This is a genomic window from Anoxybacillus andreesenii (genome assembly GCF_030813005.1).
GTDB lineage: Bacteria > Bacillota > Bacilli > Bacillales > Cytobacillaceae > Robertmurraya > Robertmurraya andreesenii.
On sequence record NZ_JAUSTU010000002.1, the window covers coordinates 30175 to 45686 of the forward strand.

Annotated in this window: 20 protein-coding genes; 2 read left to right on the forward strand and 18 right to left on the reverse strand. The window is 41.8% G+C overall.

Translation table 11 applies throughout. The features are described from left to right. The first annotated feature begins 269 nt into the window (after positions 1 to 269). Both J2S07_RS02205 and J2S07_RS02210 read left to right on the forward strand, forming a co-directional pair. The gene (locus tag J2S07_RS02205) at positions 270 to 980 is read left to right on the forward strand and encodes a RelA/SpoT-related domain-containing protein (RefSeq protein WP_307148766.1); all 711 of its coding nucleotides are present in this window, start codon (positions 270 to 272) and stop codon (positions 978 to 980) included. A 30-nt stretch (positions 981 to 1010) separates the two neighbouring features. Continuing rightward, positions 1011 to 1268: a hypothetical protein gene (locus J2S07_RS02210; protein ID WP_307148767.1), complete on the forward strand. Its 258-nt coding sequence runs from the start codon at positions 1011 to 1013 to the stop codon at positions 1266 to 1268. A 163-nt stretch (positions 1269 to 1431) separates the two neighbouring features. Here the strand turns inward: J2S07_RS02210 and J2S07_RS02215 are convergent, their stop codons facing one another. The 18 genes from J2S07_RS02215 to J2S07_RS02300 form a co-directional block, all read right to left on the reverse strand. After that, a complete protein-coding gene (locus tag J2S07_RS02215; protein WP_307148768.1) occupies positions 1432 to 2583 on the reverse strand; it encodes a phage tail protein in 1152 nt (383 codons plus the stop codon). Between the two features lie 15 nt (positions 2584 to 2598). Then, positions 2599 to 5199, reverse strand: coding sequence for a phage tail tape measure protein (locus J2S07_RS02220; protein WP_307148769.1), 2601 nt, complete (start codon positions 5197 to 5199; stop codon positions 2599 to 2601). 67 nt (positions 5200 to 5266) lie between these two features. Beyond that, entirely contained in the window at positions 5267 to 5443 is a 177-nt protein-coding gene (locus tag J2S07_RS02225; protein WP_307148770.1) for a hypothetical protein, read from the reverse strand. 313 nt (positions 5444 to 5756) lie between these two features. Beyond that, positions 5757 to 6182 (reverse strand): hypothetical protein, encoded by a 426-nt coding sequence (locus J2S07_RS02230; protein ID WP_307148771.1) that lies wholly within the window; start codon positions 6180 to 6182, stop codon positions 5757 to 5759. 20 nt (positions 6183 to 6202) lie between these two features. After that, positions 6203 to 7084: a major tail protein gene (locus tag J2S07_RS02235; protein ID WP_442320004.1), complete on the reverse strand. Its 882-nt coding sequence runs from the start codon at positions 7082 to 7084 to the stop codon at positions 6203 to 6205. Next, a complete protein-coding gene (locus J2S07_RS02240) occupies positions 7085 to 7429 on the reverse strand; it encodes a hypothetical protein (protein WP_307148772.1) in 345 nt (114 codons plus the stop codon). Then, positions 7426 to 7860 (reverse strand): HK97-gp10 family putative phage morphogenesis protein, encoded by a 435-nt coding sequence (locus J2S07_RS02245; RefSeq protein ID WP_307148773.1) that lies wholly within the window; start codon positions 7858 to 7860, stop codon positions 7426 to 7428. Before J2S07_RS02245 ends, J2S07_RS02240 begins: the two co-directional genes overlap by 4 nt. 4 nt (positions 7861 to 7864) lie before the next feature. Further along, positions 7865 to 8200: a head-tail adaptor protein gene (locus J2S07_RS02250; protein WP_307148774.1), complete on the reverse strand. Its 336-nt coding sequence runs from the start codon at positions 8198 to 8200 to the stop codon at positions 7865 to 7867. Beyond that, positions 8197 to 8508: a head-tail connector protein gene (locus tag J2S07_RS02255; RefSeq protein WP_307148775.1), complete on the reverse strand. Its 312-nt coding sequence runs from the start codon at positions 8506 to 8508 to the stop codon at positions 8197 to 8199. Before J2S07_RS02255 ends, J2S07_RS02250 begins: the two co-directional genes overlap by 4 nt. 13 nt (positions 8509 to 8521) lie before the next feature. Further along, a complete protein-coding gene (locus J2S07_RS02260) occupies positions 8522 to 8743 on the reverse strand; it encodes a head fiber protein (protein WP_307148776.1) in 222 nt (73 codons plus the stop codon). A gap of 10 nt (positions 8744 to 8753) precedes the next feature. Then, positions 8754 to 9947: a phage major capsid protein gene (locus J2S07_RS02265; RefSeq protein WP_307148777.1), complete on the reverse strand. Its 1194-nt coding sequence runs from the start codon at positions 9945 to 9947 to the stop codon at positions 8754 to 8756. 16 nt (positions 9948 to 9963) lie between these two features. Beyond that, positions 9964 to 10650: a head maturation protease, ClpP-related gene (locus J2S07_RS02270; protein WP_307148778.1), complete on the reverse strand. Its 687-nt coding sequence runs from the start codon at positions 10648 to 10650 to the stop codon at positions 9964 to 9966. Between the two features lie 3 nt (positions 10651 to 10653). Further along, positions 10654 to 11877, reverse strand: coding sequence for a phage portal protein (locus J2S07_RS02275; protein ID WP_307148779.1), 1224 nt, complete (start codon positions 11875 to 11877; stop codon positions 10654 to 10656). A 16-nt stretch (positions 11878 to 11893) separates the two neighbouring features. Next, a complete protein-coding gene (locus J2S07_RS02280) occupies positions 11894 to 13438 on the reverse strand; it encodes a terminase large subunit (RefSeq protein WP_307148780.1) in 1545 nt (514 codons plus the stop codon). A 2-nt stretch (positions 13439 to 13440) separates the two neighbouring features. After that, positions 13441 to 13914 (reverse strand): phage terminase small subunit P27 family, encoded by a 474-nt coding sequence (locus J2S07_RS02285; protein WP_307148781.1) that lies wholly within the window; start codon positions 13912 to 13914, stop codon positions 13441 to 13443. A gap of 90 nt (positions 13915 to 14004) precedes the next feature. After that, positions 14005 to 14220, reverse strand: a complete 216-nt coding sequence (locus tag J2S07_RS02290) for a hypothetical protein (RefSeq protein ID WP_307148782.1) — start codon at positions 14218 to 14220, stop codon at positions 14005 to 14007. 265 nt (positions 14221 to 14485) lie between these two features. Further along, a complete protein-coding gene (locus J2S07_RS02295) occupies positions 14486 to 14722 on the reverse strand; it encodes a hypothetical protein (protein WP_307148783.1) in 237 nt (78 codons plus the stop codon). Next, positions 14715 to 15464, reverse strand: coding sequence for a hypothetical protein (locus J2S07_RS02300; protein WP_307148784.1), 750 nt, complete (start codon positions 15462 to 15464; stop codon positions 14715 to 14717). The genes J2S07_RS02295 and J2S07_RS02300 overlap by 8 nt, the downstream gene beginning before the upstream one ends. Positions 15465 to 15512 lie beyond the last annotated feature (48 nt).

Below are 15512 nucleotides of genomic sequence, written 5' to 3' on the forward strand. Positions count from 1 at the left end.
ATTCCTCCTCCGTTTGAGTATAAAAATCCCCCCCTAACCAACTGAAATAATGAGGGCATTTCCAAATGAATTACTTACTCGTATGGGCAAGTGGCTGCAACAAGTAAATTTTTGATTGCAAGTTAAATGCTCCTATAGAAATGGTTAACTTGAATTCATTTTATTGAATATGGTAATAATAAGAGAATCTTGTATTTAGACAAGCGCATCACATAGGTACTGTGATAAAATTTTTATATACATCGTTTTACCTTGTTCGGAGGATTATTATGGTACCTTTTGATAAAATTTGGTATAGCATTGAAAATATTTATAAACGTCATGGATTGAGCTTTAGCTTAGCAAAAAAATTACACGAGTATGATGACGATTTATTTAACACGATTATAGAAGAGAAAGATAAACTTATTGTTGATACTTTAGATGAAATCATGCACTTAGAAGAAGACATGAATAATATCAACCAAGAAGTTGATTTCTTATATCGCTACAAAACAGAAAATTCTATCCAAAATAAACTAATGAATCAAACACAAGTCAGACAACTTTATAAAGTATGTAATGACATTATTGGGTTTAGATTCATAATAAGAACAGATTCAGATGGGCTGTTAGAGATTGCGAATAATTTTGCAGAAAGTTGCCCTTCCGATAATATTGACTGCCATATTCATGACCAAAGAAGCGGAAAGAGTAACGATGATGGGTACAAAGGCATCCATGTTAACATTAGAATGAAACATAACTTTGCTTTCCCCATTGAAGTCCAATTTTGGACACGACCAGACGCATTGTTAAATGACTATCTACATGATAATATATATAAAACTCAAGATGATGAATTCTTAACTGATTATGCAGTTTCACTAAGGCAATGGTTAGAAAATGTTCCTTCTGCTCCAGGAGATATTGGAACAAAATCTTATGTTGACTATTTATACGAAAAAGCTTATTCGATTGACTTTGGATATGAATTCTAATAAAACATTCCAAAAGAAAGGGTGGTAATAATGAGTAAGGTTTACATTTGTTCAACACACCGTGGTACTAAAGCAAAAGTTATTCTGGAATTATCGACAAGTGCAGAAGCAAAACAAGCTCTTCAACGGATCAAAAGTGTAAATCCCAAAGTGAGCCTTGGTGTTTACGGATCAAGAGATTTAGCTACATTTAAAAGAACACAACGGACTTTTAAAGCCTCTACATTAGTAAAATCCGTAGCTGATTTTGTTGATGCCATGGACAAAAAAGAAATAGAGACTGTTTAATTCACCTAAAGCAGCCAGAAATACTATATAAGCAAGTTTTCTTTTCCCGCTGCGGCTTTTTTGCAGGTCTGGAAAGTCATACAGATATTAAGATAACTTCCCTCGCTACCAATGATGCAGGGCTAAGTTATCTTTTATTTTGCAATCATTATTACACTGCACATCATTCCACCTTTTCAATTGCTGTAATTCTTCCACTGCTATCTGTCGTGTAATTATAGCTTGCCGTTTCTCCATCCACATACGTCACTTCAAACCTTGTAGTATCTACCATTAGTGTGGAGACTTCCTTCAACAACAATTCTGAAAAAATATCCTCTAAGGTAATACTTGTGATTCTACCGTTCGTATCTGTTGTGTAGGAATATTGTGCATGATATTGATGGGTATCCCCTTTTTCTACTTCATATGTGACGTTAATAAAGCCCGCATCAATGGAGAGTTCCTTTACAACCGTGTACGAAACTTCCAGCTGATCGACTTGATATTGCAGTCCATCTACAGAATTCCCAACTTGATTCAATGAGCTCTCCACGGTGTTTAACGAATTTTCTATTCGATAAAACGTATTTGAAATGCTCGGCCTGTAGTTTCCCACCTCCACTCGGATATCATAGCGATAAAAGGGATTGTATTCTAAAGAAATAATCCTCGTTTTCACATCAATTCCTAAAGGTTTAAAAACAATGTGCACATGATCGCCGACTGATAAATTTTGCAGCTTAAAAAAGGAAATATGGTACGAAGAAGCATTTTCTCTAGAGTCATGAGAAACAGAAACATCCGTCACATTTTTTGTATCCATTACAGGTATATAATCCAGGCTGCCACGGTGTTGTCGAATATTGATCTGGTAGCCATCGTATTCGATTTCACCACCGACAATCGCAATATACTGCATGAGAGCCGCTCTCCTTGTGACCTCCTGGTTAATCTTCATCGTACAGCTTTCTGTAAATTCAACCATTCCAGCTGAAAAAGGCGTCCCCATAAGGAGCTGATTCAAACCAGTTGCCGGGTCACCTGTAAAATCAAAAGTATCTATTTTATATATCTCATCATTCAAAATGTATGACACATGTTCACATGTCACCGAACAAATAGGTAAGCTGCTCTGAAGCGATTTATTGATTTGAACAATTTCAAAATATTGATTGTTTAGCTTGGCCAGCTGCTTTGTTTTTAGAGCGAGGGCAGACTTGGCCAGAACAGTAAAGGATAGAATAAATTCGCCTTCAAGTGTTTCTCTGACATTCGCTGTCATGACCTTACGAATTGTTTGAATGAGCGTGTTCCCCGCATAAATTTCAATCACCAATCTGCCCTCCTTTTACGAGCCAGCGATTCCTAAATTTCTAACAGTGACCGTGTTCTGATTCCATTGAAGCTGTGCAATAATTCGAGTTAACACATTTCCATCGATGGTCAAGGGAATCGTAACATCAAATGCAGCAGCGCTATTTCCACCCTCTACACCACTCACCACACTATTCATGTCTAGGTTAAAATCGGTCGGAATCGCTCCCTCCATATCCTTTTCGACATTTCGCATAGCGTCTGTAAACCCTACACCAATTCCTGCCCCCATGTTCTCACCAATTCCTGCAAATACTCTTGAAGGAGAGTGGATTCCGAGGATACCTTTGACACTACTCACAATGCCACCAACAAAGTTGCTAACCTTTTCTTTGATCCACCCAACCATCGAAGCAATTCCATTCCAAAGACCTCGGACAATGTTTACTCCAACCTGTCCAATTGAAACGGCGGCCTTTCCGATTCCAACTAGAATGGCAGAAACAATAGCTGGTAATTGCGCCACTAGTTGAGGAATAGCCCGAATAAGTCCTGCTGCTAATTGAATAATAAGTTTAATCCCCATTTCGACAATTTTTGGTAGATTGGCTGTAATAAAATTGATAATCGTTGATATCAAAGTTGGCAAAGCTTCGATTAATCTAGGTAAAGCATTAATTAGCCCTACCGCTAGTCCTTCAATAATTTTAAAAGCCGCCTCTAAAACCTTATCGAGGTTATTCAGGATGGTTTCTACAATTAAAAGAATGGCTGCAACAATAGAAGGAATGAGATTCGGTAAAGCTTCTCCAATTCCAGTCGCAAGCGTAATAATCATGGTTAAAGCTGCTTCAACCAAGGCTGGCAAGTTAGCAAGAATTCCTTCTACTAATGACAAAACGAGGTATAATGCCCCCTCTGTTATCTGAGGAAGTGCTTCGATAATCCCTTGAAGCAATGTCGTGACAATTTGCATAGCTGAATCGATAATGGTGGGAAGATTATCAATAATCGCTCCCGCAATCGACATGATAATTTGAAGCCCTAATGTCACCAACTGTGGAAGCTGTGAAGCGATTAAATCGGTTATTCCCCTCACGGTTTCACCAATAACCTCTGAAATTTTACTGAAATCCCCTTCCGCTGCATTGATACCATTCGTAAGATTCGAAAATAAGTCCGTTATCCCTGATGACACTTCACTGACAGCAGGTAAAAACACCCCTTGTAAGGAACGCTTCACCCCTTCAAGCCCCTCGGTTAGGTTGTCATATTTCACTTCTTTGATTTGATTCAATGCATCCCCACTTGCAATAGTGCTATCTTTGATGCCTGCAAGAACAGGTAGTACATTGGCCTCCAAATCTTCAAACTGCGTACCGAATAGCTGAACACCAATCGTATTTTTGAGGAGCGGATCTTCAATTTCCTGTAGCTTTTCAACCACAGTGAAAAAAGCAGCATTCGCGGTCTCTCCACCTTCAGCAAACTTGCTCATCATCTCTTCTGCATTGAGCCCCAAAGCCGTGAAGGCTTCTATACTCGTTTTACTTCCGTCTTTGGCTCGGATATTAAATTCCTTTACCGCATCCCCGACCTTATCAATACTAAATGCTCCACTTTCAGCGCCAGCAACTAAACTAGCAATAAACTCATCGGCACTTAACCCGAGTGATGCATATTGAACGGAGTATTCGTTCAAGGTATCTAACAGGTCGCCATTTTTGTCGGCCCCATTTTGAGCACCAGTTGCAATAATGTTGTAAGCTTCATCGGCGGAAATCCCAAAGTTTTTCATAAGAGCACCTGCAGCTCTGGCTGATTCTTGCATATCAAAGCCAAAAGTATCCCGCAAAGCAAAACCGGACTCAGTGGCTTTTTCTAACTCTTCACCCATGAGTCCGGTTATCTTTTGTACTTCAGAAATTCCAATAGCCACATCCTCCAAGTTGTCACCAAAATTGTGCTTGTACACGTTTTGAGCAACCTTACCTAATTCCTCAAGCTCTGCCCCGGTAGCACCTGTGGAGGCGGAGATCTGATTGACCGCCATATTGTACTCATCACCAAGTTTAATCAGGCTTGCACCAGCAGCAACTGCGGCAGTACCAATGGCGGCTACGGCTGCCCCAATCGTTACCCCAATTCCTTTTAAAACACCGCCCAACTTTTCAAAACGACCAGAGGCATTCTCTGTTTGGTCGGCGGCATTTTGTACCTCATCCGCAAACTGCTCTGCCTCATCTTCAGCCTCATTAAACCCCTCGTTCAGCGTTTGAATGGCTTGGTTATTATTATCAAGCTCCTTCTCCATCTTCATTAATTCGGATTTCGCATTATTCAGCTGAATCTGCCAGTTTTGTGTTCGTCTGTCCGTTTCTCCAAATGATTCAGCAGCATTTCTAAGAGCAGCTTCTAATGTTTCGATTTTTTCTTTCTGAGCATCTACGGACTTGTTCAGCACTCCGTTTCTAGTAGTCAAAGCTTCAAGAGATTGATCTTGCTTATCAAATTGAGCGGCAACAAGATTCATTTCACTGCCTAGCACCTTGAAATTCCGGTTGATATCCCTCAACGCATTTTTAAAATCTTTCTCCCCTTCAACACCGATCCGAAGCCCGAAATTATCTGCCACGACTCCACCTCCTCTCTTTTTGGGCATAAAAAAAAGAAACCCTAAATTATAATGGGTTCCATTAGTACTACTTACCTTTTCTTGAGTTTAGTACTCTTTCTGCATTAATAATTCTTTCTGACTTACTAAGTTTCAAATCATTAGGAACATTTGTATGTCTAATCTTAGTACGTGGAGATGATATGAGCTTTTTAGCCGCTTCTTCATCTAAAGTAAATTGTCCAAAAAATGATTCTTGAGGCATTTTAATCCCTTCCTTCATTTTTTGATAACAGTATAACTCTAGAAGGAAACTTACCTCAACAGGTATTGCATCTTTAATTTGCTTTCATGCTTTAATGGCTTTTGATTTGAGCATGAATGCAAAAGTTAAATCCCCACCGGAATCACATCATCAATGAAGATTTCCTGCTTTGGTTTGGTTATTCCTGTAAACTGCTTATGGCATTCCCATAAATCCAATAAATACCCCATGGGCATAAGCCACACTTCTTCTTCACACCTGTTTAATTGGGCAGTTCCATAATAAATAAGTCGGATAAACAATTCATCATCGCTTACCCGACTTCCACGTTTTTTGATGGCTCACTCTCAATATGTCGTTTAGTTCCTTTCAACATGCTGGCCATGATCGCATTTTTGTACTCTGCCAACTCAAAAGGAGTGGTCAATAATTCCACATCCTCCTCTGTCAGCAGCTCTTTCTTCGCATCTTTATTTCGTAAATTATGAATGAGAATCGACTGATTTGCTAATAAGGTTATGAGCCAGACGATTTCATCTAGTGCAAGTTCAAAGTCTTTCGTGTTCATCAGCTTGGCACCAAGATTCTCAAGGCCACCATAGCGTTTCGCGATTTCTTTCGTGGCCTTTGTGGTTAAAATCAATTTATATTCCGTACCACCAATATCAATTACAGCACTTCTTTCTTCTGCTGCAAAATCAATATCTAATGGTGCCGTCTCTACAGTTTTATTACTCACTTTTCATCATCCTTTCCAGCCTATGATACCGTCACGGTCGCTACAGTCGTGGTAACACTATTAGCACCAACAGAACTTAACACGCAGTAATAATAATAAGTTCCTGCTGTAAGATCAGTTGGGATGTCAAAGCTGGCTGATGTTTCCCCATTGATAATGGTTCCACCGACTGTACTATCCACCGAGTTTTCATACCACTGATACGTGATTGGATTGCTGGTGTTAGTCGTTGCAACCACCGATAAACTACCAGAAATACTTCCTGCCACCACTTCCGTTAAATCAGCTGGCTGAGTTGTAATGGTGATGGTTGGCGTTACGGGTGAAAAATCCGGCTCGTAAACGGTGGAAAACCAATTTGTAATGGTTTCTTGAGATACGCCATTATCCCCTTCCGTCACTTCTGCCTTCCAAGGATGCTTGTTTTCTGCATCCAGTTTGTTTCGTCTAAAAACCGTTCCTTCTATGGTGGGACTACTAAAGGTAATCGATTCACCTTTGGTCGCAAGGGAAGTTGTAGGAATGCTAAAGATAACGCGATACAGCCAAAAATATCGATACTTTCCGTTTGATTTCTTTGCACGAAACCCAACTGCGACAGGCTTTCCACCATCCTCACTCCTCGATATCACGACATTATTACTATCAATTTTGCTACCTGTTAAATCCTGGGCTACCAGCGGGCCAATATCATCAATTCCAAGAGTTAACGTGCCGCTATTAAACTCTTTCACTACTTCTGCTGCCCCGTCATCCGCATACAGAATGGCTTCCATCAGCTCGACACTAAGTTCGGCAGTCATGGCTTTTGCCAAGATCTTAGGCGTTCCATAAGTTTCATCACCATTCTCATCTTCCGTGATGTTGGCATAAAACAATCGATCCAATCCTATCGTTGCCATTTACTCATCCTCCATTTCATATTCTTTCAAAACATCTATTGCATAATGATGGTACTTCGTATCATGTTCAAACCCGATATATTGCCGGTCTGTGATAGTCATGCCTCCAGCTAGAAATACCTTTGTTAATTGTTTTTTCAATGCCTGGTAATTTCTTTTCGTAAAAAGTGAAAGTCTTGCTTCCTCAATAATGTTATGGGCCTGGTTGTCCGCGTAAAAATCCAATCGATCTGACATAGGAGTAATGACGATATATTCATCAGGAGGCTTTCCCGAAAAAACACCTGTTTCAATTGGAATGCCCACAGGTTCTAGCAGGTCCATGATGTCTTTTAAAAGACTCATAGTTTTTCAATCTCCTTCTCCAGCGCCTTTTCCATCGCTTCAACACAAGCTTTTCTTGTTGCTGATTTGGTTGGTTTTAACCAAGGCCTAGGAGGCTGTCCTGATTTTCCATACTCGAGTACGGCCGCCTTCAAGGCATTGGATACTCCTTTGCTGTCTTTTGTTGTCGGGACTCCTACTCGCAAATTCCAGTCTCCGTTTGCATTTTGCGTAGGCCTTGTCGTTTCAAGAGAGGCTAACAATTCACCAGTGGATTGAGAAGACTCTTTTGTTCCTTGTCCAATTCTAGCAGCTAAGTTTGTTTTTGCTTTCTGAATAACGGGCTCAGCCCCTTTTTCTAACACTCTTGGAACGATTTCATCAAAGCGATTGTTTAACTTGGAGATTCTTTCTAAAAACGCATCCGGCATTTTCACTGCTGCTCTTGCCATCCCATCACCCCTTCGATCCAGTTACTTTTTCAGCTAGTACCTCCACATATATGCCCCGCCCTTTGATATCCTCAACACTTAAAATGTTATAGCGTTCATCTTTGCAAACAATGATGAATTCAGTCGTAATATTGATGCCTCTAGGTTTTCTAAAACGAAAAAGAGAACTAGCCTCACTAAAGCTAGCCCTATTCTTCCACGCTTCACTTCCATGGCGATTTTCCTTATAAGCTCTCATAGATGTGACAAGCAGGTCTTGTTTGGATACAAACCCTTCTTCATCCCTGATGGATACATTCTCATATATTTCTATAAAGCTATTCATTTTCCCAAAGCTCATATGATCACGTCCCTATTAAGGCGGAGAAGCGTATTAACCACATTCCAAACTTGCTTACTCGCTTCCACATTATCCGCAAAAAAGCCGCCCGTGCTCCCATCCCGACTCTCATAAAAGTGGGAAGATAGCATGATGACGGCTTGTTCGGTCGTTGGACTCATTGGGTTTTCCGCATAAAAGCCCTCTGGTTTCTTTTGATAACTCTCCGCATAGGAAACAGCGGCGGTGATGAAGCTGTTAAGCAGAGTATCATCTTCGTTATGTTCTATGATCAGATTTTGTTTCACTTTTGAGAGTAAGTTCTCCATCACCGCTTACCTCCTATTGTGAATTCATTAAACCGGCAGCTTTTAACTTGGCTAATAGTGCATTAAAATCCACCACTAGCCCAGCGACATCCACCGCTGTACTATCCGCTTGGTTATCGGCTGGTTGGACTTCTGTACCTCCAAACAACAACTTGCCTTCAGAAGTAATTTCTAAAGTGCCTCCAATAACAGTCCTCTCGCCGCCTTGCTCAGTATAGTTTTTTACATTACTCATTAAGCCTCACCTACGCTTTCTGCTGAAGTACTTTAATTGCTTCAGGAAGAATTAACTTTCCATCTACCCGCTGCGATGCCTTAAACCCTACTTGTCCTGTTGCGGCATATAGTTCATTCAATCGTTGGAAAGAACGACCTTGGCGGTCAGCTACCCAGTAATACCCGAAGTCACCAAAAGCGATCGTCTTGGCTCCTGCAGCAACCGTTGGGACGTAAGCGGAAGTTTTCACCGGACGATTTAAAATCGTGTCTGGTTGTCCTGCCTGGATAGATGGTTGCCAGAGATATTGGCCATTGCCGTCTTTTAGCTTACGAATGAGTTTGATTGTGGCATCGTTCATAACAAAGATTGCCTTTTTACGATATGGCGATTTTAATGAATAGAATAAATCCATGATCTCATCCACAGTAATAGCAGTTGCTGATGCGGCTGTGATTCCAAGTTCAGCTCCACCGGTTGCATTAAAAATGCCAGTCGGCTTTCCGGTACCATCTCCCACGAAGAATGCTTCCTCTTCCTTGGCACCAATCCGTCTAGCAAATTCTTTTGCGATATAGGCTTCTAAATTAAAAACACTGTCGTTTAATAACTCTTCTGATACTTTAATCATTGTAGCTAACTTGTAAGCTCCAATGGAAACTTGACCAAAGCTGTCATCTGACTCAGGAATTAAACCTTCTTCATCCACCCATGATGCTGTTCCTTTGGATGCCACAACTGGAATTTTACGATCACCTGATGAAGTGGTGATGACCTTGGCTAAGGAACGGAAGATATTTTCCTCTTCTAGAGCTTCAATAAGCGTTCTTTCAAATTCATCAGGAGCAAGGTAACCTCCTTCAGAATCTGTTCCAATTTTTAAGGAGTTTTGTACGTCAAAACTGCTTTTGTTTCTCATCGCCTTCCAGAATGAATCTCTGTATTCATCAGTTGATCGTCCTGTTTTTTGCCCCTCAGTTCCTGTGGGTTTTGAGGTGATCGGATTGTTTAAAGGTTTGGATAGCTCCAGGTCAATGGCTTGTTGTCGTTCAAGACGGTCGATTTCTTTTCCGAGATTCACAACCTCCGCTTCCATCCTTTCATAAGTGTTCGTATCTTCTGCTGAAAGAATGCCATCTTCTCCTCTTTTTGAATCAAGAAATGCCTTGGCTGCTTCCCATGCCTTTGCTCGTTTTTCACGAAGTTCTAAAACTTTACTCATATTGTTTGTCTCCTCCTTAAAATTTCAAGAGTTCTAGTCTCTTGTCCAAAATACTGATATCTGTGCCTGTTTTCTTTTCCCTTTGCGGTAACTTGTGCAGGAATGAATTGACGACAGCCATTTGGCTATAAATCATTCCTTCCTCTGGTGAGGTTTCTTCACTTTCATTTTGAAACATGATGCCATCGGCGAATCCAAGTTCGACTGCCTTTTTGGAGTTAAACCAGCTCTCCGCATCCATCATGTGCGAGAGTTTTATCCTCGAAAGACCGGTTTTTAATTCATAAGCATTGATAATGCTCTCTTTTACCTCACTCAACATCTGGATCGCTTTCTTCATTTCAGCTGTATCCCCAAAGGCGATGGTCATCGGATTATGAATCATCATCATGGAGACTGGCGACATGAAAACCTCACTACCCGCCATCGCAATAACGGAGGCAGCACTTGCCGCAATTCCATCAATTTTTACTGTTACTTGGCCTTTGTAATCCATCAGCATGTTGTAAATTTGACTGGCTGCAAACACATCACCTCCAGGCGAATTAATCCAGATGGTGATATCGCCACCCTCATTCATTAGTTCTGACTTAAACTGTCTCGGTGTGACTTCATCACCAAACCACGATTCTTCAGCAATGACGCCATCAAGATAAAGGGTCCTGCCCTCTTCGTTCTTGACCCAATTCCAAAACTTCTTCAAGGTTTATCCCTCCTCATACTGTTCTGTCCAAGCACCTGCTTTTGACATATCTACAAAATTCCCATTCACTAAGTACTTGTTTCCACCCTGTTCTTCCGGGATTAAGTTCATCTCTTCCAGTTCGCGGATATCGTTCGCTGACATTACCCCGTTTTGCCGCATGATCTGATAGAATTGCGCTCTGGATCCTGCATCTCCTCTGAGCCGCCCATTTAAATTAAATTTAATAAAGTACTTTTTCTTGTCAGCCTCACTCAACAACGCCTTTTTCATGGACTGTTCGATTCGAGTGACCCAAGGCATGATCGTATTATCAATAAAGCTAATCGATTGGTGTTCAATATTGCTGAAGGTCGCTTTATCGAGATTTGCCACAAGATGAGGTGGCACCCGAAAGATTCGGCAAATCTCTTCTGTTTGAAACTTTCTTGTTTCTAAAAACTGAGCTTGCTCTGGTGGAATGCCGATACTTTGAAATTTCATTCCTTCCTCAAGGACTGCAATCCGATGGGCGTTGCCACTTCCTTGATACACCGCATTCCAACTCTCTCGGATTTTGGCAGGATCCTTCACGACACCTGGGTGCTCCAAAACACCTCCGGGGCTGGCACCATTTGCAAAAAACTTGGCTCCATACTCTTCAGTGGCAATTGCCATTCCAATCGCATTTTTGGCCATCGCAATCGGAGAGTAGCCTACCAAACCATCAAATCCAAGCCCAGGAATATGGAGGACTTCCTCCCTTCGAAGGATTGCGGTGCCCGTGTCCATTCGGTATTCATAGTAAAGTTCCCCGGTAGACGTTCGATCCACCGTCATCCGGTCAGGCAAAAGCGGATAAAGTGAAAGCACATTGCCTCTACCATCCCTAATAATCTGAGCATAAGCATTTCCCCATAATAAAAGATGACTCATCAGTGTTTCCCTAAACACGAACGAAGTCATCTCTGAATTGGGCTCATCATGGAGCTTGTAATATAAGCTGTGGTCCAGCGCTTTTTCCTTACCGTTATTGGTATACTGATAAAGATGAAGCGGAAGGCTAGCAATCGTCTCAGCTAGAATCCGCACACAGGCATAGACCGCTGTGGTCTGCATGGCTGTTCTTTCGTTGACCGCTTTCCCGCTTGTGGTCGTACCAAAGAAAAAGCTGTAGGTACTGCCAAAAAGATTATTTTGGGGGCTGGCCCTTGATTGAAATAGTTTTGATAAAAACGGTATTTTCATAGTTTCACTTCCTAAATTAGAGAATCAATATCCCTCGCCCATCATAAACACTCTCTCGATTTTCATTCCGAATCGCCCGGTCCAATGCCATAATCATTGCCACCGCACCGTCAATTCGTTCTGTACTTTTCTCTTTATCCGGCTTAATGTTGCCCGCCGGGTCTGTTTTCACAAAGATGTTATCCATCATCCATCGTAAAACCGGATTTCCACCGTGAACGATTCGTTTCTCAAGGGTAATTTTCATCAACTCTTTTGATGCTGGCGACATATCCTTATACCCTTGTCCAAATGGAACGACCGTGAAGCCCATCCCTTCTAGGTTTTGTACCATTTGAACTGCTCCCCATCGGTCAAAGGCAATTTCCTTAATGTTGTATTTCATTCCCAGTTCCTCAATAAATGCCTCAATGAATCCATAATGAATAACGTTCCCCTCAGTTGTTTTGATGTAACCTTGCTTTTCCCAAATGTCATAGGGCACATGATCTCTCCTTACCCGCAATTTCAGGTTTTCGTCGGGAATCCAGAAATAAGGGAGAACAATGAATTTCTCGTCATCTGTCCTAGGTGGAAAAACCAACACAAAGGCGGAAATATCTGTTGTACTTGAAAGGTCAAGCCCTGCAAAACATTCTCTTCCACGAAGACTATCAAGATCAATAGGATCGTCACAAGCATCCCACTTCTCCATCTGCATCCAGCGAGTGGATTGCTTCACCCATTGATTGAGCCTCAGTTGCCTGAAGATGTTTTCTTCGGCGGGATTTTCTTTTGCACTAATAAACGCATTTCTTACTTTCTCTATGTCAATGGTATGGCCAAGGGATGGATTGGCTTTATACCAGTTCTTTTCAGCAGTCCAATCATCATTATCATCAATTCCATAAATTACTGGATAAAAAGTCGGGTCAATCTTTCTTCCTTCTAAAATATCCATCGCTTTTTGATGCACTTCATAACAAATCGAATTTCGGTCAGTACCCGCTGTCGTAATCAAAAAGAAGAGCGGCTGGAGGCGAGCATCTCCAGAGCCTTTCGTCATAACGTCATATAGCTCTCGATTCGGTTGCGCATGCAGTTCGTCAAAAATAACCGCATGAACATTGAGTCCATGTTTCGTATAAGCTTCAGCTGATAGTACTTGATAAAAACTATTCGTTGGCTTGTAAACCAATCGCTTCATGGACATGACAGGCTTGATTCTTTTCTTCAGCGCAGGGGACTGTTCGACCATCTCTACTGCTACATCGAAAACAATCGAGGCTTGCTGCCGGTCAGAAGCACATCCATAAACTTCCGCTCCCCATTCACCATCACCACAGGTCATTAATAGGGCAACGGCTGCAGCGAGCTCACTTTTCCCATTCTTCTTTGGAATTTCAATATAAGCGGTGTTGTATTGCCGATAGCCATTATCCTTGACAGTACCAAAAATATCTCGGATGATTTCATCTTGCCAGGGGAGAAGATCGAAAGGAACACCACGCCACTGACCTTTCGTATGCTTTAGACAGTTGATAAAGTTGACGGCGTGTTGAGCTTTTTTCTCATCATACAACCTTACCCACCACCTTTAAAGAGCATGAATTCCATTGGATCATCCGGGTCACTCGGCTTGTCCGCAACAATTCGACTTCTCGAAGATGGGGTCAACCCGAATTGCTCACAAAAGCGATTCATGATTTTAAGATAGCTCTGGGCGATGGATACTTGTGGCACCTGTTGCCAGTATCCCGATGGAGTTTTGACAATCGTTCCATGTTTCGTAATGAATTCTTCAGCTTCTTTCCACCTAGCATAGGCTTGGCAATACCCGGCAAATGCGGCCATATCCACTTCCGTCAGGATCCCTAGCTTCTCCAGCTGCTTGACCATCCTGCGCCATTCTTTTTTGGCTTCCGGCTCTAGCCATGACGGGCATCTTGGTGCTTTGTTTTCAGGTTTGGGCTCATTTAGATTGAGTTCCCTTTTTCCAGGATTGCCTTCCAATACTTTAATTGCTGTAGGTTTTGGTTTCCTTCCTCGTTGGGCCACAGGCACCACCTCCTTTCTCATTGGGCATAAGAAAAGAGCCTACCGCTTGATAGACTCTCATTAAACGTTTATTTAAATCATTTAAATCATTTAAATCTTCCATATCTCCATCTTGAATTCCCCTTCAAAAACCATCCAGCGTACTTCGCCATCTTCAAGTTTCAATACTAACATTCCCGGCAAAAAGTACATTTCGTTTTCCTTGTATCCAGCTGCCAATAATTCTTGTTGCTGCTGAAGTAATAGTTCCATACCTTGTAGCACATCCACATTTCCCTGAAGGAGTTGCTCCCCATCTTTCACCAATGAAAAAACCTCCCTGTGTTTTGGTAGTCTATACATCACTCTAAACACAGGGGATAGCAAGTACTATTTGCCTTCAATGCCTATATAATTGTAATTGCCCTTCTTAATCTCCTCATGTTCCGCTTTGACTGCCTCGCGATAATCAGAACGCTTCGATTCTTTGTCCTTGCAACTCAAGCAAAGGCAATCGGTGTTGTACATGGACATGATCCTTCCGCTTTTTAAACTGCCACCGCAGCGGTCACAATGTGTTTGTGTAAAGAACTTATCCATCGCGCCTCACCTCACTGTACCTCTTCCTTGTGGCTTCAATAAATGCATGGAGGTCGCCGGCCTGCGGATTCAAGTCCTCTTCACTGTTCCAGAACTGGTCCAATTCTTCCAGCAAGTCGAGCAATTCAAGTACATCATTCTTGGCTTCTACTTCCCCGAACACCACTTCTTTTTCAATTATCGTAGCCTTCAGACCCTGGATCATCGCTTGGTAGATTTCTTTATTCATTTGTCTCACTCACCTTTCTAAATGCCCCGCTCCCTTCAAGGTTTTTCATGAGCACCTTTCTCGTTCTTTTGTACTCAGGGCCATTCATCCCTAGTCGAATCAACCAAGTTCTCAAGGCGTATTTTGGATTATCATCCTGCGCTCGTTTGAAAGAAGCCCGCTTTTGCTTTTTCGCATTTTGGTTGATGAAGGCGGCAAGGTCTTGGAAGGCAGAAACCTTTTCAGCATCCAAGTTCCCAGCTGCTAGTTTGATAGTAAAAGTCTCATTTTCAAAATCAAATGCTAAACCCGATATTCTTTCCTTTCCAAGTTCATCCAAAGCCGTTCTGAACTCTTCCAAAGTACCCGTTTCCTTTGTGTTCAAATCTTCCGGGAAGGTTTCATCCATTAGCGGCTCGGTTGTTTCAAAAGCCTTCATGATCAGGTGCTGTTTGCTATAAAGCATGTTTACTAGATTCTTGAGTGTGTTTCCGGTGTGCCCTTCAAGTGGAAGGGTAACCTCCCTTCCATCGAGGTCAAGGATTTCTGGCTGTTCTTCAACTTCATCCTCAGGCGCTGGCGGATTTAAAATCTCCTCAAAGGTCTTTACTTCCCCAGCTGAGTTTGTAATCACCCCATGCCTGTCAATGGTGTAGGTTTCATCTTCCGTTTCAATTTCGTAGTTAAAGGTTGGAACATTGAGATACCTTGGTTTCACTCCAAAAAATTCTCCAAGCTTTTTGACCATTTCTTTTCGGTCCATTCACATTACCTCCTGTGTTTTGGTGTAGTACATATATCACTCTAAACA